Annotated in this window: 22 protein-coding genes and 1 other RNA gene; 12 read left to right on the top strand and 11 right to left on the bottom strand. The window is 64.5% G+C overall.

All coding sequences use genetic code 11. The features are described from left to right. Positions 1 to 64: 64 nt before the first annotated feature. From P9239_RS10585 to ffs, 6 genes are all read right to left on the bottom strand, one after another. Positions 65 to 1,270, bottom strand: a complete 1,206-nt coding sequence (locus P9239_RS10585; protein ID WP_309750495.1) for a CaiB/BaiF CoA-transferase family protein — start codon at positions 1,268 to 1,270, stop codon at positions 65 to 67. A gap of 99 nt (positions 1,271 to 1,369) precedes the next feature. Further along, positions 1,370 to 1,582 carry a DUF1653 domain-containing protein gene (locus tag P9239_RS10580; protein ID WP_309750493.1) on the bottom strand — a complete coding sequence of 71 codons (213 nt, stop codon included), beginning with the start codon at positions 1,580 to 1,582 and terminating at the stop codon, positions 1,370 to 1,372. 9 nt (positions 1,583 to 1,591) lie between these two features. Then, a complete protein-coding gene (gene recR / locus P9239_RS10575; protein WP_309750491.1) occupies positions 1,592 to 2,188 on the bottom strand; it encodes a recombination mediator RecR in 597 nt (198 codons plus the stop codon). Positions 2,189 to 2,238: 50 nt separating this feature from the next. Beyond that, positions 2,239 to 2,565 carry a YbaB/EbfC family nucleoid-associated protein gene (locus P9239_RS10570; RefSeq protein WP_309750489.1) on the bottom strand — a complete coding sequence of 109 codons (327 nt, stop codon included), beginning with the start codon at positions 2,563 to 2,565 and terminating at the stop codon, positions 2,239 to 2,241. 125 nt (positions 2,566 to 2,690) lie between these two features. Beyond that, positions 2,691 to 5,330 (bottom strand): DNA polymerase III subunit gamma/tau, encoded by a 2,640-nt coding sequence (locus tag P9239_RS10565; RefSeq protein WP_309750487.1) that lies wholly within the window; start codon positions 5,328 to 5,330, stop codon positions 2,691 to 2,693. 143 nt (positions 5,331 to 5,473) lie between these two features. Beyond that, positions 5,474 to 5,572, bottom strand: an RNA gene (ffs, locus tag P9239_RS10560) — signal recognition particle sRNA small type. Positions 5,573 to 5,869: 297 nt separating this feature from the next. Here ffs and trxA point away from each other — a divergent pair. The 8 genes from trxA (at position 5,870) to P9239_RS10520 (ending at position 13,929) form a co-directional block, all read left to right on the top strand. Continuing rightward, positions 5,870 to 6,196, top strand: a complete 327-nt coding sequence (gene trxA / locus P9239_RS10555; protein WP_008349330.1) for a thioredoxin TrxA — start codon at positions 5,870 to 5,872, stop codon at positions 6,194 to 6,196. 261 nt (positions 6,197 to 6,457) lie between these two features. Then, on the top strand, positions 6,458 to 7,723 hold the full coding sequence (rho, locus tag P9239_RS10550; RefSeq protein ID WP_159836362.1) for a transcription termination factor Rho: 1,266 nt from the start codon (positions 6,458 to 6,460) through the stop codon (positions 7,721 to 7,723). Between the two features lie 151 nt (positions 7,724 to 7,874). After that, positions 7,875 to 8,702, top strand: a complete 828-nt coding sequence (locus tag P9239_RS10545; protein ID WP_309750450.1) for a zinc-dependent peptidase — start codon at positions 7,875 to 7,877, stop codon at positions 8,700 to 8,702. A gap of 141 nt (positions 8,703 to 8,843) precedes the next feature. Further along, positions 8,844 to 9,098, top strand: coding sequence for a type B 50S ribosomal protein L31 (locus P9239_RS10540; RefSeq protein WP_309750448.1), 255 nt, complete (start codon positions 8,844 to 8,846; stop codon positions 9,096 to 9,098). A gap of 231 nt (positions 9,099 to 9,329) precedes the next feature. Then, complete coding sequence (locus tag P9239_RS10535) at positions 9,330 to 11,108, top strand: glycosyltransferase family 39 protein (protein WP_309750446.1); 1,779 nt, start codon at positions 9,330 to 9,332, stop codon at positions 11,106 to 11,108. A gap of 28 nt (positions 11,109 to 11,136) precedes the next feature. Then, entirely contained in the window at positions 11,137 to 12,498 is a 1,362-nt protein-coding gene (locus P9239_RS10530; RefSeq protein ID WP_309753986.1) for an MATE family efflux transporter, read from the top strand. A 368-nt stretch (positions 12,499 to 12,866) separates the two neighbouring features. After that, on the top strand, positions 12,867 to 13,430 hold the full coding sequence (locus P9239_RS10525) for a helix-hairpin-helix domain-containing protein (RefSeq protein WP_309750445.1): 564 nt from the start codon (positions 12,867 to 12,869) through the stop codon (positions 13,428 to 13,430). Beyond that, positions 13,315 to 13,929: a YidB family protein gene (locus tag P9239_RS10520; protein ID WP_404980036.1), complete on the top strand. Its 615-nt coding sequence runs from the start codon at positions 13,315 to 13,317 to the stop codon at positions 13,927 to 13,929. Before P9239_RS10525 ends, P9239_RS10520 begins: the two co-directional genes overlap by 116 nt. 163 nt (positions 13,930 to 14,092) lie before the next feature. Here the strand turns inward: P9239_RS10520 and clpB are convergent, their stop codons facing one another. Next, positions 14,093 to 16,690: an ATP-dependent chaperone ClpB gene (gene clpB, locus P9239_RS10515; protein WP_309750441.1), complete on the bottom strand. Its 2,598-nt coding sequence runs from the start codon at positions 16,688 to 16,690 to the stop codon at positions 14,093 to 14,095. A gap of 185 nt (positions 16,691 to 16,875) precedes the next feature. Continuing rightward, positions 16,876 to 17,370 carry an Rrf2 family transcriptional regulator gene (locus tag P9239_RS10510; RefSeq protein ID WP_309750440.1) on the bottom strand — a complete coding sequence of 165 codons (495 nt, stop codon included), beginning with the start codon at positions 17,368 to 17,370 and terminating at the stop codon, positions 16,876 to 16,878. A 263-nt stretch (positions 17,371 to 17,633) separates the two neighbouring features. Between P9239_RS10510 and P9239_RS10505 the strand changes: the two genes are divergently transcribed. After that, positions 17,634 to 18,176, top strand: coding sequence for a group III truncated hemoglobin (locus P9239_RS10505; RefSeq protein WP_309750439.1), 543 nt, complete (start codon positions 17,634 to 17,636; stop codon positions 18,174 to 18,176). Between the two features lie 67 nt (positions 18,177 to 18,243). On the opposite strand, the gene moaE is transcribed toward P9239_RS10505, so the two are convergent. The 3 genes from moaE to glp are packed head-to-tail and all read right to left on the bottom strand — an operon-like array spanning position 18,244 to position 20,215. After that, a complete protein-coding gene (gene moaE / locus P9239_RS10500) occupies positions 18,244 to 18,717 on the bottom strand; it encodes a molybdopterin synthase catalytic subunit MoaE (RefSeq protein ID WP_309750437.1) in 474 nt (157 codons plus the stop codon). A gap of 1 nt (position 18,718) precedes the next feature. Further along, positions 18,719 to 18,976 (bottom strand): molybdopterin converting factor subunit 1, encoded by a 258-nt coding sequence (gene moaD / locus P9239_RS10495; RefSeq protein WP_035970519.1) that lies wholly within the window; start codon positions 18,974 to 18,976, stop codon positions 18,719 to 18,721. Positions 18,977 to 18,988: 12 nt separating this feature from the next. Beyond that, entirely contained in the window at positions 18,989 to 20,215 is a 1,227-nt protein-coding gene (gene glp / locus P9239_RS10490; RefSeq protein WP_404980037.1) for a gephyrin-like molybdotransferase Glp, read from the bottom strand. A gap of 34 nt (positions 20,216 to 20,249) precedes the next feature. On the opposite strand from glp, the gene P9239_RS10485 reads away from it, so the two are divergent. Genes P9239_RS10485 through aat form a run of 3 tightly spaced genes read left to right on the top strand, consistent with a single transcriptional unit; the run spans position 20,250 to position 21,711 of the window. Then, a complete protein-coding gene (locus P9239_RS10485) occupies positions 20,250 to 20,375 on the top strand; it encodes a hypothetical protein (RefSeq protein WP_309750432.1) in 126 nt (41 codons plus the stop codon). A gap of 33 nt (positions 20,376 to 20,408) precedes the next feature. Then, positions 20,409 to 20,954 (top strand): NUDIX hydrolase, encoded by a 546-nt coding sequence (locus P9239_RS10480; protein ID WP_175940470.1) that lies wholly within the window; start codon positions 20,409 to 20,411, stop codon positions 20,952 to 20,954. 16 nt (positions 20,955 to 20,970) lie between these two features. Further along, positions 20,971 to 21,711: a leucyl/phenylalanyl-tRNA--protein transferase gene (aat, locus tag P9239_RS10475; RefSeq protein ID WP_309750429.1), complete on the top strand. Its 741-nt coding sequence runs from the start codon at positions 20,971 to 20,973 to the stop codon at positions 21,709 to 21,711. Positions 21,712 to 21,820: the final 109 nt, after the last annotated feature.

The following is a 21,820-nucleotide window of genomic DNA, read 5'->3' as shown; positions in this document are numbered from 1 at the left end:
CGTCGAACGCGCTCCGGTCACTTGTTTTTTTGGTCTGCGCTGCTGGCCGGGTGACGCGTATCGCTCAGATCACCTTCGCCGCCCGCAGTCGCGCGATATCGTCAGGATGATACCCGAGCGTTTTAAGGACTTCATCGGTGTGTTCACCGAGTTGCGGGCCGAGCCAGCGCGTCTCGCCGGGCGTTTCCGAGAGCTTCGGCGTGACATTGGGCAGCGTGATCTCGCGGCCGTCCTGCCACGGGAAGCGTTGCAGCATTTGACGCGCGATGTACTGCGGGTCGGTGAACATGTCAGCGACGCTGTAGATGCGCCCGGCCGGCACGTCGGCCGCATTGAGCACGGCGAGCGCCTCGTCGATGCTACGCGTCGAAAGCCACGCGGCGATGGCTTCGTCGATTTCCTGCGTGCGCGGCACGCGGCCGTCGTTCGAGGCGAGCGCGGGATCGTTCGCGAGATCGGCGCGGTCGATGGCCGTCATCAGCCGCTTGAAAATGGGATCGCTATTGCCGCCGATGACGACGCTGCCGTCGCGGCACGGATACGTGTTCGACGGCACGATGCCCGGCAGCGACGCGCCCGTGCGCTCGCGCACGAGACCATAGACGCCGTATTCGGGCACCACGCTCTCCATCATGTTGAAGACGGCTTCGTAGAGCGCGACATCGACCACCTGCCCTTTGCCGCCGTTCACTTGCCGATGATGCAGCGCCATCAGCGCGCCGATCACGCCGTGCAGCGCGGCAATCGAATCGCCGATGGAAATGCCGATGCGCGGCGGCGGCAAGTCCGGATAGCCGGTGATGTGCCGCAGGCCGCCCATCGATTCGGCAATCGCGCCGAAGCCCGGACGGTCGCGATACGGCCCGGTCTGGCCGTAACCTGAGAGCCGCACCATCACGAGGCCGGGATTCTCGGCGGACAGCGTGTCGTAGCCGAGACCGAGCTTCTCGAGCAGACCGGGCCGGAAGTTTTCGATGACGATGTCCGCTTCTTTCGCGAGCCGCCGGACGATCTCCTTGCCTTGCTCGGCTTTCAAGTTCACGGTCACGGACTTCTTGTTGCGCGCCTGAACCGCCCACCACAAGGACGTGCCGCCGACCTCCGGATACAGCTTGCGCCACTTGCGCAGCGGATCGCCGCCGTTCGGGTCTTCTATCTTGATGACGTCCGCGCCGAACTCGCCCATGAAGCGCGCCGCGAACGGTCCCGCGATGAGCGTGCCCAGTTCCAGCACCTTGACGCCGGCGAGCGGCCCGGTCGTTGCGGTCATTCTCGTCTCCTTGTCTCGGCTCATCGTTCGGAATCGGCTTGCATGAAGCGCCGTTCCATTTGTTCTATGTTCGGGTCACGCGGACGATCGCGCGGGACTTCACAGCGGCTCAAAACGCGGCGTGCCGTCCTCGAGCGTCTCGTCGAACATCGCAGTCGGCCGCACCCACAGGCCGCGCTCGTGCGGCCAGAGATGTTCATAAACCGTCATCGCTTCCTCGGTTTCCGAGTGACGCGCCACGCCGATCACGCGATACAGCCCGCCCTTGTAGTGACGATGCGTGGCGAGCGCGAGAGCTTCGGTTTCTGTCATGGACATTCCTTATACGGAGCGCCGATCGAGCATCGCGCGCGCGATGGTGCCCGCATCGACATATTCGAGTTCGCCGCCCACCGGCACGCCGCGCGCGAGCCGCGTCACCTTCAATCCTTTGGACTTGAGCGTCTGCGCGAGGTAATGCGCAGTAGCTTCGCCTTCGTTCGTGAAGTTCGTCGCGAGCACGACTTCTTGCACGACGCCATCCAGCGCGCGGTTGATCAGGCGCTCGAAGTGAATCTCCTTCGGCCCGATGCCGTCGAGCGGACTCAGCCTGCCCATCAGCACGAAGTAGAGCCCGCGATACGTGAGCGTCTGCTCCAGCATGATCTGGTCGGCCGGTGTCTCAACGACGCACAGCAAAGACGCATCGCGCTCTTCGTCGAGGCAGACTTCGCAGATCGCAGCCTCGGTGAAGGTGTTGCACTTCTCGCAGTGGCGCAAATGCTCGGTTGCGAACAAGAGCGACTGACCGAGCTTTTCGGCGCCCGCGCGGTCGTGCTGCATCAGGTGATACGCCATGCGCTGCGCCGATTTCGGGCCGACGCCGGGCAGCGCGCGCAGCGCCTCGACCAGCGCCGACAAGGCGGAAGGTTGTTTCATGTGTCCTTCGTTGACATCGAAGCGCGCCGAATTCGCTTCGGCGCGCGCGATTAGAACGGCAGCTTGAAGCCGGGCGGCATCGGCATGCCGGCGGTCATGCCGCTCATCTTCTCTTGCGTGGTGACTTCGGCCTTGCGCACGGCGTCATTGAACGCGGCGGCGACCAGGTCTTCGAGCATGTCCTTGTCGTCCGCGAGCAGGCTCGGGTCGATCTGAACGCGCTTTACGTCGTTCTTGCAGGTCATCGTCACTTTCACGAGTCCGGCGCCCGACTGGCCCTCGACCTCGATCAGCGCGAGCTGGTCCTGCATCTTCTTCATGTTTTCCTGCATCTGCTGGGCTTGTTTCATCAGCCCGGCGAGTTGGTTCTTCATCATGGTGCGGCTCCTTCCTGAAAAGCGGATATGCGGATGGCGGCGAACGCACCGCGACGTGCAGCGGTGCGTTCGGAATAACGAAGCCGCGAATGCGGCGTGTCTTGCGGCTTACTGTACCGCGCCGGTCAAGCGGACGCGCCCGGCGTATGTCCGCCCGGTGCGGCCAGCGGCCTGACCGAACCCTGCACAATGCTCGCGCCGAAATCGCGGATGAGCGACTGTACGAACGGATCGCGCTGGATTTCCTGCTCGGCCTCCTGCTGCTTCTTCGCACGTTCGGCAGCATCCAGCGCGGCGGCGGTGCGGCGCGCGGGCCCGACGCTGACATTGACTTCGACGGCGCGGCCGAGCTTTTCGGCGAGCGCGCCCTTGAGCTTCGCGACGTGGGCGGCGTCCGTGTACATCGGCACCGCGACGGTGAGCGTGACGGAACCGGCGTCGCACGCGGTCAGTTCGCTGTTGAACGCGAGTTGATACGCCACGCCCTTGAGCGGCAAGTCGGCGGCGAGCGCCGGCCATTCGACCGCGACGCCGAGCGCATCGAGCGGGACGGCGGGCGGCAGCGGCGCGGTGTCGATTCTCGGCGCGGGCTTCGGCGCGGGTTCGCTGCCGAAGCCCATGTCGTCGAGACCGCTGTCGAACGCAGGCATGTAACCGTCGTCGGGCATGAAATACGCATCTTCCGGCGATGCCGGCGCGTAGTCGTCCGGCGGCATGTCCTCCCACGGCGGAACGACTTTCGCTGCGGCTTTGGCCTGAAGCTCGGGCGTGGCTGCGGGTGCCGACGCCGGTGCCGACGCGGATGCCGCTTGAGCCACCGGGCGGCGCGGCTCCGGAACCTGGACTTTCACAGCGGGCTTGGCGACGGGCTTGGGCGCAGCAGCCGGCGCGCTCGCCTGCCCCGCCGCCGATACCCCGCGCCCCGGACGATCCGACGACAGCCGCATGCCTGCACTGCGCAGCACTTCGAGCGCGGCGCTGGCTCCGCTTCCGGCGCGGGAAGGCGCGGGCGTCGGCGCTGCGGTTTCGGGCGAAGCGGCGGCGTCCACCGTTTGCCGCGCGGCGGCGGAAAGCGGCGCGGGCGCGGCTGGTGGCGCGTTGGCTGCGTCGGCCGGTTTATCTTCTGACCGCGTCGCCGAAACGAGCGGCGCGGCGGGCGGCGCATTGCGCGCCTTCTCGGCTTCCGCTTCCGGCCGATCCGCGGAGATTAGCGACGCGACTGGCGATGCGTTGCCTGTTTCCTGAGCGTTGTCTTCGAGGCGAGCCGCCGACACAAGCGACGCGACTGGCGATGCGTTGCCCACTTCCGCAGCGTTGTCGTCCAAGCGAGCCGCCGACGCGAGTGACGCGGCTGGCGATGCGTTGCCCGCATCGGCGACATCGCCTTCTGGCCGAGTCGCCGAAACGCGCGACGCACCCGGGCGTTCGACGTTCGTCGCGGATGCTTCGTCGCCGTCACTTGATGCAGGCGATGCGGATGCCGTCGAAGCAACGCTTCGCTCACGGACCTGCGTCTGCGGCTCGTCCGTCGTCGCAGACACCCGCCCCGCCGCCTTCCCGGCGACCGGCGCGGGCGCCACCGCGCGCTCGGCCATCGAACCGGCGAGCGCAGCGCTGCGCTGAGGCTTGCTCGCTTGCGGCGCGTTCACCGCGAGGCCACCGCCTCCGCCGCCCGGCCCGCCCGCGGGCTCGAACGCAAGCATGCGCAGAAGCGTCATCGTGAAGCCGGCGTATTCGTCCGGAGCCAGGCCGAGTTCGCTGCGGCCCACGGTGGCGATCTGATAGAACAGTTGCACGTGCTCCGCGGATAGCATGTCGGCAAAGCGGCGAATATCTTCGGCTTCGGGCCACTCGTCGAGCACCGACGACGGCGCGAATTGCGCCCACGCAATGCGATGCAGCAAGCTCGCGAGATCCTGCAGCGCGGTCGAGAACGACAGGCTGCGCAGCGCCATTTCGTCCGCGATGGCAAGCACGCTTGCACCATCGCCGGCGGCGAGCGCGTCGATCAGCCGGATCAGGTAGCTCTGATCGAGCGCGCCGAGCATGCCGCGCACGGCTTCCTCGGTCACCTGATTGGCGGAATAGGCGATAGCCTGATCGGTCAGCGAGAGCGCGTCCCGCATGCTGCCGTCCGCCGCGCGCGACAAGAGCCGCAGCGCCTGCGGTTCGAACGCGATGCGCTCTTCGCCGAGAATGTGCTCCAGATGCGACACGATATGCCCCGCCGGCATCTGCTTCAGGTTGAACTGAAGGCAGCGCGAGAGCACCGTGACCGGAATCTTCTGCGGGTCGGTCGTGGCGAGTATGAATTTCACATGCGGCGGCGGCTCTTCCAGCGTCTTCAGCATGGCGTTGAAGGCGTGGTTAGTGAGCATGTGCACTTCGTCGATCATATAGACCTTGAAGCGCGCGTCGACGGGCGCATACACGGCGCGCTCCAGCAGCGCCGCCATTTCATCGACACCGCGATTGCTCGCCGCATCCATCTCTACGTAGTCGACAAAGCGGCCTTCGTCGATTTCCCGGCACGCACGGCACACGCCGCACGGCTTCGAACTCACGCCGGTCTCGCAATTGAGCGCCTTCGCGAAGATTCGCGAAAGCGTCGTCTTGCCGACGCCGCGCGTGCCCGTGAACAGATAGGCGTGATGCAGCCGGCCGCCGTCGAGCGCGTGCGTGAGCGCACGAACGACATGCTCCTGGCCGACGAGCGACTCGAACGATTTCGGCCGCCATTTGCGTGCGAGAACTTGATAGGTCATGCGCGAAATTGTATCAGCAACGACTTGTGGCAAACGCGCGAGAGCGGTACGCGGCAAGCGTTCAGCGAGGCTGTCGCCGCACCGAAAATAACAGGAAATAACGGGGGAAATGCTGGAGGAAGAAGACAAACAGAAAAGCGGAAGGTGACGAGCCCGACCCTCGGCACTGGTGGAAAGCGGCTGTGGCTGCTTCGTTCCCGACCTGACCAGGTTGACCGCGCCACCATGCGAGGAGGCCCGTCACGACGAATTGTATCACGCAGGGTGCGCCGCCCGGAAGGCTCGCAACGAAGCACGCTCGCGGTGCACTTGCGCTTCGTACTTTCGCCCTCAGATCGCTGCTATCGGGCACGGGCAACGGATAGCAAAGTAGGCTAAGATGGCATGTGACTTAGCCGTGACCGTGCGTGCTCATGCCCGAACCGGCGCGCGGCGGCGGACCTTCGAGCGGCAAGTTAAGCGGCGAAATCCTTTCCAGTTTTGGTGTATCGTGGCGAGCATTCAAACGCGGGCCTCGAATCAATAGAGGTATTCAGACAATGAGCGAATCAATCAAGCACATCAGCGACGCTTCTTTCGAACAAGACGTCGTCAAGTCGGATAAACCTGTCCTGCTCGACTTCTGGGCCGAATGGTGCGGTCCGTGCAAGATGATTGCCCCGATCCTCGACGAAGTCGCGAAGGATTACGGCGATCGCCTGCAGATCGCGAAGATCAATGTGGACGAACACCAGTCCACGCCGGTCAAGTTCGGCGTGCGCGGCATTCCCACGCTGATTCTCTTCAAGAACGGCGCGGTCGCGGCGCAGAAGGTCGGCGCCTTGTCGAAGTCGCAACTCACCGCGTTTCTCGACAGCAACCTGTAACTGCACCACAGGCGGGCGTCGGCCTCATCGGCGTCCGCTTCGCGCGCGCCTTCACGCAATACGAATGAAAAGCGCGTGAGCCGATGTTGTCGCACGACAACATCGGCCGAAAAGCCCCGTCCCCGGCCTATCCGAGGCCCGTGCGGCGTGTGCTATGCTAGAATCACAAGACTTCAAGAAGTATTAAGTCCTAGAGCGGTTCCGCTCACCTCTTCTCCCATATCTTTCTGTCGCACCTCTTCTCCCCGGCGGGAAATCCGTATGCATTTATCCGAGCTCAAGTCTCAGCACGTGTCTGCACTGATCGAGATGGCCAATGGCCTGGAGATCGAAAACGCGAACCGCCTGCGCAAGCAGGAATTGATGTTCGCGATTCTTAAAAAGCGCGCCAAGGCTGGCGACACGATTTTCGGCGACGGCACGCTCGAAGTGCTGCCCGACGGCTTCGGGTTTCTGCGCTCGCCCGAGACTTCGTATCTCGCGAGTACGGACGATATCTATATCAGCCCGTCGCAGATTCGCCGTTTCAATCTGCATACCGGCGACACCATCGAAGGCGAAGTGCGCACGCCGAAAGACGGCGAGCGCTATTTCGCGCTGGTGAAGGTCGACAAAGTCAACGGGCAGCCGCCCGAGGCCTCGAAACACAAGATCATGTTCGAGAACCTCACGCCGCTGCATCCGAATAAGCCGCTGCCGCTCGAACGCGAAATGCGCGGCGAGGAAAACGTGACGGGCCGCATCATCGACATGATCGCGCCTATCGGCAAGGGTCAGCGCGGGCTGCTCGTCGCATCGCCGAAGTCCGGCAAGACCGTGATGCTTCAGCACATCGCCCATGCAGTGAAGGCGAATCATCCGGACGTCGTGCTGTTCGTGCTCCTGATCGACGAGCGTCCCGAGGAAGTCACCGAAATGCAGCGTTCGGTCGCGGGCGAAGTGATCGCCTCGACCTTCGACGAACCCGCCGCGCGTCACGTGCAAGTGGCCGAAATGGTCATCGAGAAGGCGAAGCGTCTCGTCGAAATGAAGCATGACGTCGTGATTCTGCTCGACTCCATCACGCGTCTCGCCCGCGCCTACAACACGGTCGTGCCGGCATCGGGCAAGGTGCTGACGGGCGGTGTCGATGCCAACGCGCTGCAGCGCCCGAAGCGTTTCTTCGGCGCGGCACGCAATATCGAAGAAGGCGGCTCGCTCACCATCATCGGCACCGCGCTGATCGAAACCGGCAGCCGCATGGACGACGTGATCTACGAAGAGTTCAAGGGCACCGGCAACATGGAAGTGCACCTCGAGCGCCGTCTCGCGGAAAAGCGCGTGTATCCGTCGATCAATCTGAACAAGTCGGGCACGCGCCGCGAAGAACTGCTCATCAAGCCGGACCTGCTGCAAAAGGTCTGGGTGCTGCGCAAGTTCATTCACGACATGGACGAAGTCGAAGCGATGGAATTCCTGCTCGACAAGATCCGTCAGACGAAGAGCAACTCCGAGTTCTTCGACCTGATGCGTCGCGGCGGAGGCTGATCCTCCGTCTCGCTTCGCGCTTCCCATAAAACCGCCTGCATCGTCAGGCGGTTTTTTTATCGGCTCCTCGGGCGTGGTCAAGATGCCGGCCGCGCGCATCCGTACAATCCGGTCTGTTCCTGCGCGATCGCGCGCACCACTCGACCGACCGATGCCCAACCTTTTCACCCGCTGGTTCGGCGCGCAACGCCGCGAACGCGCGCTGCGCAAGTACGCCATCGACGACGCTCTCTGGCAGCGCACGCTCGACGCCTTCCCGTTCTTCGGCCATCTGAGCACGCCCGACCGCGAGCGACTGCGCGAACTGACGAGCCTCTTCATCGCGCAGAAGTCGTTTTCCACCGCGCACGAGTTGGAACTGACCGACGAGATGATCGTCGCGATTGCCGCGCAGGCGTGCCTGCCGGTGCTCAATCTGAGCCTCGAGCTGTACGACGGCTGGGTCGGCGTGATCGTCTATCCGGGCGAGTTCGTGATCAGAAAGACCGTGGAGGACGAGGCCGGCGTGGTGCACGAAATCGAGCACGACGCGAGCGGCGAGGCGTGGGAAGGCGGTCCGGTCGTGCTCTCGTGGGAGGACGCGCAGATGGCGGACGGTTCCGACGCGTACAACGTCGTAATCCACGAGTTCGCGCACAAGATCGACATGGTGAACGGCGAAGCGGACGGGCATCCGCCGCTCTTTCGACGCTGGCACGCGCCCCTCGACAACACCGCCTGGTCCGACGTGTTCGACAACGCCTACGACCAGTTCTGCGCGCGCGTCGATGCCGTGCCGAAGCGCCGCTGGAGCCGTTTCGAGCGGGAATCGCTGATCGATCCGTATGCGGCGGATCACCCGTCCGAGTTCTTCGCGGTGTGCAGCGAGGCGCTCTTCGTCACGCCGCAGGCGTTCGAGGCCGAGTACCCCGAGTTGTACCGGCTGCTCGCGCGTTACTACCGCCAGGACCCGGCGAACGTCGGCCCGCTGGCCGGTTGAATCGCCAGAACACAGTCAAAAAAGTATCAACCGTCTGATTTTCTGGCATAATCTTCGTTTTTCGACCACAGGCAAGTGACTCGCGAAAGCCACCGTGAAGCGGTGTAGCGGGTTGGCTACCGCCAGATACCAGGAAAGATCATGAAAGAAGGCATTCACCCGGATTACCGCGAAGTCCTGTTCGTCGACATGTCGAACGACTTCAAGTTCTTGACCCGCTCGACCATCCAGACGCGCGAAACCGCCGAGTACAACGGCAAGACCTACCCGCTCGCGAAGATCGAAGTGTCGTCGGAATCGCACCCGTTCTACACCGGCCAGCAGAAGATCATGGACACGGCCGGCCGCGTCGAGAAGTTCAACAACAAGTTCGCGCGCTTCTCCACCAAGAAGTAAGTCGGGCTTCAGGTTTAGCAAAAAGGGCAGCTTTGGCTGCCCTTTTTTGTCACTGCGGCAAACGCTCCCCTCTCGGGTCTGCTGAAACCGGTAGCGGTGTTGCGCAACGTTACATGCGCGGGCGCCAAGACGCTACGCGCGCCGCCACCCGACTACAATGCCGGATGCTCCGGCCCCGCCGCGCTTTCGGCGCACGTCCTGGCGGCCCGTCTCACCATCAAGCCTTCTCGCATGCGATCTGTCGTTCGTCTGACCGCCTCCGCCACCAGCGCCCTGCCGCGCTGGCTGCTGCTCGCCATTTGCATCACGTATGCGTCGTTCGGTCTTTTCGGCCGCGATCCGTGGAAGAACGAAGACGCCGCGGGCTTCGGCGTGATGTGGACGATGGCCAACGGCGACGCCCGCGACTGGTTGCTGCCGAATCTGCTAGGCAAAGCCCCGACCGCCGACGGACCGCTGATGTACTGGCTCGGCGCAACGTTCATTCGGCTTCTCAGCCCGTGGGTCGATGCGAGCAACGCCTCGCGCGTCGTGACGGGCCTGCTCTTCTGTATCGCGTGCGCGTTCGTCTGGTATTCGGCGTATTTACTTGGCCGTCGCGACGAAGCGCAGCCGTTCAAATATGCGTTCGGCGGCGAGCCCGAACCGCGCGACTACGGCCGCGCGCTCGCCGACGGCGCGCTCCTGATCCTGCTCGCGTGCTTTGGACTCGCCGAGCGCGGGCACGAAACCACGCCGCAGCTCGCGCAGTTCGCCGGCACGGCCATGCTCATTTACGGCCTCGTGCGCAGCCTCGACAAGCCGGTCAACGGCGCGCTCGTGTGGGGCGCGGCAATCGGCGTCGTCGGGCTGTCGAGTTCGCCGGTGCTCGTATTCGCGCTGCTGCTCTGCACGCTCGCCATGACGATCATCGTGCGGCAAGTTCGCGCCGTGCCGCTCCTGATCTACGGCCTGCCGGTCGCGGTCGTGCTCATCGCTGCCTGGGTGTGGCCGGCGCTGCACTTCTTTCCGGACGACGGAGAGTGGTGGCTGCGGCAATGGTGGCGCACGAGTTTCTACACGTTCACCGGGCCGCCATCGATCGTATTCGGCTACGCGATGAAGAACCTGCCGCTCTTCACATGGCCCGCATGGCCGCTCGCGATCTGGGCGTTCGTGAGCTGGGGCGGCATGCGCCGCTCGCCGCACGTGGCGGTGCCTTTGTCGATCATCGGGCCGCTGCTTGTGCTCGTCGTGCTCCAGGCGCACGAGACCAACCGCCTCTTCCTGCTGCTCCTGCCGCCGCTTTCCGTGCTCGCGACGTTCGCGTTGCCGACGCTCAAACGCGGCGCGATCAACGCCATCGACTGGTTCGCCATGCTCAGCTTCACGATCATCGGCTCGCTCGTGTGGCTCGTGTGGACGGCGGGCATCATCGGCTTTCCGGCGCCGATGGCGCGCAACCTCGCGCGTCTCGTGCCGGGGTTTCACCCCGAGTTCAAGCTCATTTCCTTCTTGTGCGCGGTGGCCGTGACGGTCTGCTGGTTCCTGCTCGCGCGCTGGCGGCTGGCGCGCCATCCGAAGGTGCTATGGCGCAGCGTCGTGTTGTCGAGCGGGGGAACCACGCTCATGTGGGTGCTGCTCATGACCTTGTGGTTGCCGGTGGTCAACTACAGCCGCACGTATCGCGACGTCGCGGAGCAGATCGCCGATCATCTTCCACCCGACTACACCTGCATTTCGCCGGTGCGCCTCGGCGATGCACAAATCGCGACCTTCGCCTATTTCGGCGGCATGCATTTCGCGTTCGACGAAGATTGCGATGTGATCCTGCGCCAGGATCGCGCCGATTACGGTGATCCGCCATCCATTTCCACGTTCCAGTGGAAGCTCGTGTGGGAAGGCCGCCGCGTCGCCGACCGCGACGAACGCTTCCGCCTCTACGTGCGTATCCAGCGCCCCGCGCCGTCGGTGAAGAAGCCGTTGCGCCCGCGCACCCTGCGTCGGACGCCTCAGAACCATGCTCCCTAAGCTCTCGATTCCGAACGGCAAGACCGGCATGTGGCGCGACGTGCGCAAGATCGCGGCGCTCGCGTGGCCGGTGCTGATCGGGCAACTCGCGGTGATCGCGTTCGGCGTGATCGATACCGCGATGGTCGGCCGCTTCTCCGCCACCGACCTCGCGGCGCTCGGTCTCGGTTCGTCGGTCTATATCTCGATTTACATCGGCCTGACGGGCATCCTCGTGGCGCTTCAGCCGATTGCCGGACAGCTTTTCGGCGCGGGACGCGAGAGCGAGATCGGCGAAGAGACGCGTCAGGCGCTGTGGCTCGCGGTGGCCTTGACCGTGATCGGCTTCGTGCTGCTCTTCTTTCCCGAACCACTGCTCAGTCTGGCGAAGGCGCCGCCCGCGCTGCACGAACGCACCGTGCAATATCTGCGGATTCTGTCGTTCGGCCTGCCCGCGAGCCTCGCGTTTCGCGTCTACAGTTCGCTGACCAACGCGGTCGGCAAGCCGCGGCTCGTGATGTTTCTGCAAGTGGGCGGCTTGATCCTCAAGTTTCCGCTCAATACGTGGTTCATTTTCGGCGGCGCAGGCGTCCCGGCGCTAGGCGGCCCGGGCTGCGCGCTCGCGAGCACGCTCATCAACTGGGTGTCGGCGGCAGTCGGCATGACGGTGCTCGTGAAGTTCGAGTTCTTCCGGCCATTCGGCATCTTCTCGCGCTTCTCCTGGCCGGCGTTCAGGCGGCAAGTCGCGCTGCTGCGGCTCGGCATTCCGATGGGGCTGTCCTATCTGATAGAAGTGACGTCGTACACGTTCATGGCGCTTTTCATCTCGCGTTTCGGCACGACGACGCTCGCGGGCCATCAGATCGCGGGCAATCTGGGCGCGGTGCTGTATATGACGCCGCTCGCCATCGGCATCGCGTCGTCGACGCTCGTCTCGCAGGCGCTCGGCGCGCGGCGCTTCGACGACGCCGCGTCGATCTCGCGGCACGGCATCGGCATGGCATGCGTGCTGGCGTTCGTGTACGGCGCGATCCTGCTCGCCGCGCGGCCGCACATCATCGCGGCCTATACGCCCGATGCGAACGTCATCGCCGCTGCAATGCCGCTCGTGCTCATCATCGTCTTCTATCATCTCTGCGACGCACTGCAGATCACGACCGCGTTTATTCTGCGCGCGTACAAGGTGACGCTCGTGCCTACCGTGATTTATGCCATCGCGCTGTGGGGCATCGGGCTCGGCGGCGGCTATATGCTCGGCTTCGACGTGGGCGGCGCGGTGCCCGCCTGGCTGCAAGGCGCGCGAGGATTCTGGATCGCCAATTCGCTGAGCCTCGGCGTGGCAGGCGTCGGGCTCTTTCTCTACTGGCGGCGTGTGAGTGTCCGGCATCTCGATAGGGTGGACGCGGATTGAGCGGAGCGCGTCGTGCGTTCATCGTGACGACCGGAGCCCGACATCTCTCGTCTGGCGGACGTCGTGCCATCGGCTAACTGGCGCACGCCGGCGTCGAAATGGTTGGCACTCGCCCGCTTACAGTTGGCACCACGAATCTTTCGAAGACTACCCTGTTTGCCGGCACAATTCGCCCGTGAGTAACAGGAAAAGCAACGTTAAAGATTGTGCGCCGACGGAGCGCTTTCCCCGCCCTCATGCACAATGCGGACAGCCCGCGTTCGAAACACGGATTTGTCCTATCCTTAACGGCATCGTCCGTTTGCCGGACCGTGCGGCCTTCGTTTCCTTCGTTTCCTTCGTTCCGTTAATCTGCCTGGAGTGTCGTCATGCTGAGAAAGCTGTTGATGCTGTGCCTCGCGTTCACGTTGTCCATCGGCGCGGCGTTCGCCGCCGTCGATGTCAATACCGCCGATCAAGCCGCGCTCGATTCGGTTAAAGGCCTCGGGCCGGTAAAGTCCAAGGCGATCGTCGACGAACGCACGAAGAACGGTCCGTTCAAGGACGCCGACGATCTCGCCAATCGCGTGAAAGGGCTCGGCACCAAGTCGGTGGCCAAGCTCGAAGAAAATGGTCTGACCATCGGCGGCTCGTCGCTGCCGCCGACCGGCAAAGCATCGAAGTCCGCCGCGACGACCTCGCACGGCGCGGCAGCGACGAACTCGACGATCAAGTCATCGACGGCGGCGACCGCTTCCACATCGCCCGCGGCCACCACCGCGCAGACGCCGGCCGTCATGCCGGCACCGGGCGCGGCGGCTGCTTCGGCTTCCACCAATGCTTCTGCTAAGAAGTCGAGCGCCACGGCTGCGGCGGCAACCAGCGACGCGAAGCCTTCGAAATCGAAGCGAAAGAAAGACAAGGCGGCGAGCGCCTCGGCCGCCAGCCTGTAATCCGTTTGCAACCTTAAGTACTGAGACTGCCATGAGCCTACTCGATATCCTCGCCTCTTCCCTCGGCAATTCGTCGCAACAGCCCGGCCAGACTGGTCAAGCCGGCCAATCCGGCCAGGGCGCGCTGATCGCGGCGGCGCTCGAATTCGTGAACAGCCAGCCCGGCGGCATCATGGGGCTGATCCAGCGTTTCCACCAGAACGGCGCGGGCGATATCGTCTCGTCGTGGATCGGCAACGGCGAAAACAAGCCGATCAGCCCGGGCTTGCTCACCAACGTGCTCGGCGCGGACAACGTCGGCGCGCTCGCGCAGAAAGCGGGCGTCTCAGGCGATCAGCTCTCGGGCATGCTGGCGGCGGTGCTGCCGCATATCGTCGATCGCGCGACGCCCAACGGCGAAGTCCCGCCCGAAGGCAAGCTCGACCTGACGGGCGTGCTCGGCTCGCTCGGCGGTCTCGCAGGCCTCTTCGGCAAGAGCGAAGAGCCGAAGCAAGGTTAAGCGCTTCCATCCGGTCGCACGCTTGGCCCCGCGCCCGGCTCGCGCCGGCGCGGGGCTTTTGCTTTGCAGCGGGTGCCCGCGTGGATCGCGCGCAAGAAAAAAAGGCAACGAATCGCTTCGTTGCCTTCAAAAGAAACCGCGCTTTAGTGGATCTCAGTGGAGCTTAGTGGACCACGCGGTCGAACACGAATTCGCCGTCCCGGATATCGACCGGAATGACGTCCTTCGGTCCAAAGCGCCCGGCGAGGATCAGCTTGGCGACCGGGTTTTCGATCTCCTGCTGAATCGCGCGCTTCAGCGGCCGCGCGCCGAACACCGGGTCGTAGCCCACCTTGCCGACCTGCTCCAGCGCGGCATCGGACACGTCGAGCTGCATGTCCAGCTTCGCGAGACGGTCGTGCAGACGCTGCAACTGAATCTTCGCGATGGACTCGATATTCGCGCGATCCAGCGAGTGGAACACGACGACATCGTCGATACGGTTCAGGAACTCGGGCCGGAAATGCAGCTTCACTTCTTCCCAGACCGCGTCCTTCACGGCTTCCTGCGGCTCGCCGACCATGCTCTGGATCACCTGCGAACCGAGGTTCGAGGTCATCACGATCACGGTATTCTTGAAGTCCACCGTGCGGCCCTGGCCATCCGTCATGCGGCCGTCGTCCAGCACTTGCAGGAGCACGTTGAACACGTCCGGATGCGCCTTCTCGATTTCATCGAGCAGGATCACGCTGTACGGCTTGCGACGCACGGCTTCGGTCAGATAGCCGCCTTCTTCATAGCCGACGTATCCCGGCGGCGCACCGATCAGCCGCGCGACGCTGTGCTTCTCCATGAACTCGCTCATGTCGATGCGGATCAGGTGATCCTCGGAATCGAACAGGAACGCCGCGAGCGCCTTGCACAGCTCGGTCTTGCCGACGCCCGTCGGCCCGAGGAACAGAAACGATCCGTACGGACGGTTCGGGTCCGACAAACCGGCACGCGAACGGCGGATGGCATCCGCGACCGCGCCGATTGCCTCGTCCTGGCCGACGACGCGCTCGTGCAGCTTGCTTTCGATCTGCAACAGCTTCTCGCGCTCGCCCTGCATCATGCGCGACACGGGAATGCCGGTGGAACGCGACACGACTTCCGCGATTTCCTCCGCGCCGACCTGCGTGCGCAGAAGCCGCGGCCGCGTCGGGTTGTTCTGCTCCTGCGATTCCGCCTGCGTGACCTGCTTCAGGCGCGCTTCGAGTTCGGGAAGCTTGCCGTACTGCAATTCGGCAACCTTTTCGAGCTTGCCTTCGCGCTGCAAACGCGCGATGTCCGCACGCACTTTCTCGATCTCTTCCTTCAGTTGCGCGCTGCCCTGCACCGCCGCCTTTTCAGCGGTCCAGATTTCTTCGAGATCGGAATATTCGCGGTTCAGCCGGTCGATTTCCTCTTCGATGAGTTGCAGGCGCTTCTGCGATGCTTCGTCCTTCTCCTTCTTCACGGCTTCACGCTCGATCTTGAGCTGAATGAGACGGCGATCCAGCTTGTCCATCTCTTCGGGCTTCGAATCGATTTCCATCTTGATGCGCGACGCGGCTTCGTCGATCAGGTCGATGGCCTTGTCCGGCAGGAAGCGGTCCGTGATATAGCGATGCGACAGTTCCGCCGCCGCGACGATAGCCGGGTCGGTGATCTCGACGCCGTGATGCAGTTCGTACTTCTCCTGAAGTCCGCGCAGGATCGCGATGGTCGCTTCGACCGACGGTTCATCGACCAGCACTTTCTGAAAGCGCCGCTCCAGCGCCGCGTCCTTTTCGATGTACTTGCGGTATTCATCCAGCGTGGTCGCGCCGATGCAGTGCAGCTCGCCGCGCGAGAGCGCCGGCTTCAGCATGTTGCCCGCGTCCATTGCGCCTTCGGCCTTGCCTGCGCCGACCATCGTGTGAATTTCGTCGATAAAGACGATGGTCTGCCCTTCGTCCTTCGCGATGTCGTTCAGCACGGCCTTGAGCCGCTCCTCGAACTCGCCGCGATACTTCGCGCCCGCGAGCAGCGCCGCCATGTCTAGCGACAGCACGCGCTTGCCCTTGAGCGTTTCCGGCACTTCGCCGTTCACGATGCGCTGCGCGAGGCCCTCGACGATGGCCGTCTTGCCGACGCCCGGCTCGCCGATCAGCACCGGATTATTTTTCGTGCGGCGCTGAAGGATCTGGATCGAGCGGCGGATTTCGTCGTCCCGGCCTATCACCGGGTCGAGCTTGCCGGCGCGGGCGCGCTCGGTCAGATCGACGGTGTATTTCTTCAGCGCCTCGCGCTGGCTCTCGGCGTCCTGGCTGTTGACCTGCGCGCCGCCGCGCACGGCGTTGATGGCCGCTTCCAGCGCGCGCCGCGTGAGCCCGTGCTGCTTGGCGATGCGCCCGGCTTCGCCCTTGTCGTCCGCCACGGCGAGCAGGAACATCTCGCTCGCGATGTAGGTGTCGTTGAGCTTTTGCGCTTCCTTGTCGGCGTTGTTCAACAGACCCGCGAGGTCGCGGCTCACTTGAACGTTTCCGTCCGTGCCCTGAACTTGCGGCAAGCGGCTGATCGCCTCGTTCAGCGCGGCCTGCAACGCCTGAACCTGCACGCCGGCATGGGAAAGCAGCGAGCGCGCGGAGCCGTCGCGTTGCGCGATCAGCGCGGAAAGCAGATGCACGGGCTCGATGTACTGATTGTCGTTGCCGACAGCCAGGCTTTGCGCGTCCGACAGTGCTTCCTGGAATTTAGTGGTGAGTTTGTCGATTCTCATTTTTGGTGAGCTCCAATTCGAATACGACCAAAATGAGGCGCTTTCAGGCGGTTTCAAGCATCGAAACCGCCTCTCGCCGGTATTTTTTTCGAATATCAAGGCAGCGGAAAAGCGCCGCGACGCTTCCGAAAGACCGCGCTGTGCAGGTTTCGTTCAGTGCCGCGCCGCGCGGGCGGCAGTGCCGGTCATGACGAGGCGTCGCGCAGGACGCGCGTCGGCGTCACATGGGGCTTCGCGGGCGCAATGCCGAGCAGCCGCGCAATCTCGCTCGCGGGCTCGCACAATTCGCCGACCGTGTGCTTGTCCAGTTCGGCGAGGAAGGCATCGCGCGCCGCCGCGAACACGCCGCGCAGGCGGCAAGCTGGCTGAATCGCGCAACGGCGGCCGTCCTCCGTCTGATCGCCGAAGCAGCCGACGAGCGCGAAGTCGTTCTCCGTTTCCCGCACGATTTCGCCGATGGTCAGTTCCCGCGACCGCGCCGCGAGCCGCAGACCGCCATGACGCCCGCGCACGGTTTCTACCCAACCGAGTTCGCCGAGTTGCTGGACGATCTTCATCAGGTGGTTCTTGGAGATGCCGTAAGCGTCGGAGATTTCCCGAATGGTCGAGAGCCGTGCCGGCCGAACTGACAGATACAGCAGGACACGCAGCGCATAATCGGTGTAATCGGTCAGTCGCATGGCGTGGGCACGTCGAACGGCGGAACAATAAACTTGCGGTTGCGTAGATCGAAGGACGGACAATGCCGGGACAAATCCGCGCGGCGGCCGGGGCCATCGCCCGCGCGAGCGTCACAAGGTCTAATATCCGCTCGCGACAGGCGCGGCGAGACCGTCACGCGCCGGAGAATTATTGGACATTCTGCGCCATTTGGGCGCTCTGCGTCAGCCAGATCAGCGCCGCTTTCCGCGCTCACTGACCGACGACTTACTTGTTTGCAGCCATGAGCCGAAACGAAACGGACGACGCGGTAACGCGCGAACGGGAGCCTACCGAAACGAATGTGCGCGCGCTTGTCGAGGCGTTCTATCGCCGCGTGGACGACGATCCGCTGCTCGGTCCGATCTTCGCACGGCAACTGACGGGCCGCTGGGACGAGCATCTCGCAAAGATGACGACGTTTTGGTCCAGCCTCGTGCTCGGCTCGAAGCAGTATCGGGGGAATGTGCAGGAGGCGCATCGGCCGCTGGAGGGCATCAAGCCGCAGCACTTCGCGCGCTGGCTGTCGCTGTTTCTGAACACCGTCGAGGCGCGCTACGAGCCCGCCGCAGCCGTGCAATTCATGGAGCCGGCGCTGCGGATCGCGCAGAGCCTGCAGTTGAGTAAGTTCGGCTGGGACTACCGGATTCCAGAGGAGCAGGAAGCGCTGCTCGCCGCGCTCAAGCGCCAGCGCACGGGTGGCCGCGATGAGCCGCGTTTCCCCGAGCGCCCGGCGGGCGAGCCGTTTCCGGCGAAGTTCGTCGGCAAAGCTGTCGACGAGGATTGACTCGCTGAGCTGTGCCGCGGCGTCCAGTGGGCAAACTCACGTCGACCACGAGAACGACCGGCGCTGGTCAGCCTTGCGGCGGCGTCCAGCGCGCGAGGGCGGCGTCGTCGGATTCGCGGGCGTCGACCCAACGTTCGCCGTTCTCCGTTTTCTCTTTCTTCCAGAACGGCGCCTGCGTCTTCAGATAATCCATCACGAACGCGCACGATTCGAACGCTTCCGCGCGATGCATCGCCGTCGTCGCGACGAGCACGATTTGATCGAGCGGCTTGAGCTTGCCCACGCGATGCACGATCAGCACGTCCGAGCCGCGCCAGCGTTCGCGTGCCTGCTCGGCGATCGCTTCCAGCGATTTCTCGGTCATGCCGGGATAGTGCTCCAGTTCCATCGTCTCGACGGCGCTGCCTTCGTTCAGATCCCGCACCGTGCCGACGAAGCACGCTACCGCGCCGACCTTCGGGTTGTCGGCGCGCAGCGCGGCCACTTCAGCGCTGATATCGAAATCGGCTTCCTGCACGCGGACTTTCGCACGCATCGCCATGTCAGCCACCCGTGACCGGCGGGAAGAACGCGACTTCGCAGCCATCGGTGATGCGCTGGGATGCGTTCGTCATCACGTGATTGCAGGCCATGCGCAGCGCGCGGCCTTCCGCGAGCGTCTCGGCCCACACGCCGCCGCGCATCCGCAGCCAGGCGCGCACGTCGCCGACATTGACGACCGTATCCGGCACGCTCACCGTTTCGTTTGCGACGCCCAGCGCCTCGCGCACGCTCGCGAAAAATCTCAGTTCGACTTTCATTGACTTCGTTCCTTACCGCATCAGTTCTGAAAAGGGGATGAACCGCACCGTCTCGCCGGCGCTGATTGCGTGATTCGGCGGATTGTCGATGAGGCCGTCGCCCCAGACGGTGGACGTCAGCACCGCCGAACTCTGGTTCGGGAAGAGATCGAGGCCGCCGCTATCGTTCACGCGCGCGCGCAGGAACTCATTGCGCCGGTCGCCCTTTTTCTGAGTGAAGTCGGCGCGCATCGAGTAGACACGCGGCGCGACATCCTCGACGCCCGCGAGGCGCAAGACGAACGGCCGCACGAAGAGCAAAAACGTGCAGAAACTGGAAACAGGATTTCCCGGCAAGCCGATAAAGAACGCCTCCTGCCCGCCTGCGCCGCGCCGGACCGCGCCGAACGCGAGCGGCTTGCCCGGCTTCATGGCGATCTGCCACATCGCGATGCGCCCTTCCGCTTCGACCGCCGGCTTCACGTGATCTTCCTCGCCGACCGAAACGCCGCCGCACGTCAGGATCAGATCGTGGTCGAGCGCGGCGCGGCGCAGGGTTTCGCGCGTGGCGTCGAGCCGGTCGGCCACGATGCCGAAGTCGGTCACGTCGCAGCCGAGCTTCGCGAGCAGCGCGCGCAGCGTGAAGCGGTTCGAGTTGTAGATGGCGCCGGGCGTGAGCGGCTCGCCGGGCATGCGCAATTCGTCGCCGGTAAAGAAAATCGCGACGCGCACGCGCCGCCTCACATCCAGCGCCGCGCATCCGACCGACGCCGCGAGACCCAGCGCCTGCGGCGTGAGCCGCGTGCCCGCGCGCAGAATGACCGAGCCGCGCTCGATATCCGCGCCCTGCCGCGTGATCCATTCGCCTGCGGCCGGCGGCTGCGTGAACGCAACGCTGCCATCGTCGGACGCCTGCGTCATCTCCTGCATGACGACGGCATCCGCGCCGGGCGGCACCGTCGCGCCCGTGAAAATGCGCGCCGCCGTGCCCGCCGCGAGCGGCTCGGCCGTGTGTCCGGCAGGAATGCGCTGTGAGACGCGCAGCGCGACCGGCGCGGCGTCGCTGGCGGCGGCGAGATCCTCGGCGCGGACCGCGTAGCCGTCCATGGCGCTCGTGTGCATCGGCGGGACGTCGAGCGGAGAAATCACGTCGGCGGCGAGCACGCGGCCGGGCGCGTCGAGCGTGTCGATACGCTCGGTGTCCGCCACCGGGCGCGCGGCGTCGAGCAGACGACCGAGGGCATCGGCTGTGGCGAGCATCGGAGGACGAGATGAACCGGCTGACGGAGAGGACATGGCTTCGCTGGAGCGCGGCGCGCTGAAGGAATGGAAAAATGAGGCTATCGGCAACTATTGTAGCGACTCATCGCGCGGCGCCCGGCACCCGCAGCAACCCGCGAAAGCCGCCCCGCCCCAGTGATACACTCGCAGCACACTTCCAGCGTCCATTTCCATGAAATTCTGTTCCGTCTGCGGCCACGAGGTCGGCCTGAGCATTCCGCCCGGCGACAACCGCGAGCGATTCGTCTGCAACAACTGCGGCACCGTGCACTATCAGAACCCGCGCAACGTCGTGGGCACGGTGCCCGTGTGGGATGACAAGGTGCTTTTGTGCCGCCGCGCGATCGAGCCGCGCTACGGCTACTGGACGCTGCCCGCCGGCTTCATGGAAATGGAAGAGACGACGAGCGAAGGCGCCGCCCGCGAAACGCTGGAGGAAGCCGGCGCGCGCGTCGAGATTCAGAGCCTCTTCACGCTGCTGAACGTGCCGCACGTGCATCAGGTGCATCTGTTTTACCTTGCACGGCTGCTGGATATCGAACTGGACCCCGGCGAGGAAAGTCTGGAAGTGCGGCTCTTTGAGGAGAGCGAAATTCCGTGGGACGAGATCGCGTTCCCGACCGTCGGCCAGACGCTGCGCTTTTTCTTCGCCGACCGCGCCGCCGGCAATTTCACGCTGCATACCGGCGACATCTTCCGCACGCTGCGCGAAGGCTGAACGGCGTCGGACGACCATGGTTCCCTGGCTCGGTCACGACGACCCGTTTCCGCCGGTCGAGCGCGCGCTCGGCGCATCGAGCGGCGCGCCCGGGCTGCTCGCCGCGAGCGCCGATCTGCTGCCCTCGCGGCTCGTCGAGGCGTATCGGCGCGGCATCTTCCCGTGGTATTCGGACGGACAGCCCGTGCTGTGGTGGAGTCCCGATCCGCGCATGGTGCTCGTGCCCGCCGAGTTCAAGGTGTCGCATTCGCTGCGCAAGACGTTGAAGCGCGTTCTGCGCGACGACGCGTGGGAAGTGCGCGTCAATCACGACTTCCCCGCCGTGATGCGCGCCTGCGCCGACACGCCGCGCGAAGGCCAGCGCGGCACGTGGATCACGGCGGATATCGTGGAGGCGTACACCTCGCTGCATCGGGCGGGCGAGGCGCACAGCGTGGAAACATGGCATGAGGGCGTGCGCGTGGGCGGCCTCTATGGCGTGTCGTTCGGGCGCATGTTCTTCGGCGAATCGATGTTCGCGCACGAAACGGATGCCTCGAAAATCGCGCTCGCCGCACTGATCGGACACTTGCGCCGCCACAAAATAGAGATGATAGACTGCCAGCAGAACACGTCGCATCTGGCGTCGCTGGGCGGCCGCGAGATTCCTCGCCGCGCGTTCGTCGCGCATCTGCGCCGCGCGGTCGCCGAAGCGCCCATCCCGTGGCGCTTCGATAAAGCCGTGCTCATCGATCTCCTCGAGACCCCGGCGCGCTGACCGCCGCCTCGCTCGGGCGCGACGTTTGCGACGCAAGTACTCAGACAAGCACGATCCGCCGCGCGCCTCGCCCGACATCGGGAGACACGCGGCAATGAAAGAGACGACG

It is taken from the genome of Caballeronia sp. LZ062, assembly GCF_031450785.1.
Lineage (GTDB): Bacteria > Pseudomonadota > Gammaproteobacteria > Burkholderiales > Burkholderiaceae > Caballeronia.
The sequence above is the reverse complement of the archived record's forward strand: the minus strand, read 5'-3'. Positions and strand labels throughout refer to the sequence as shown.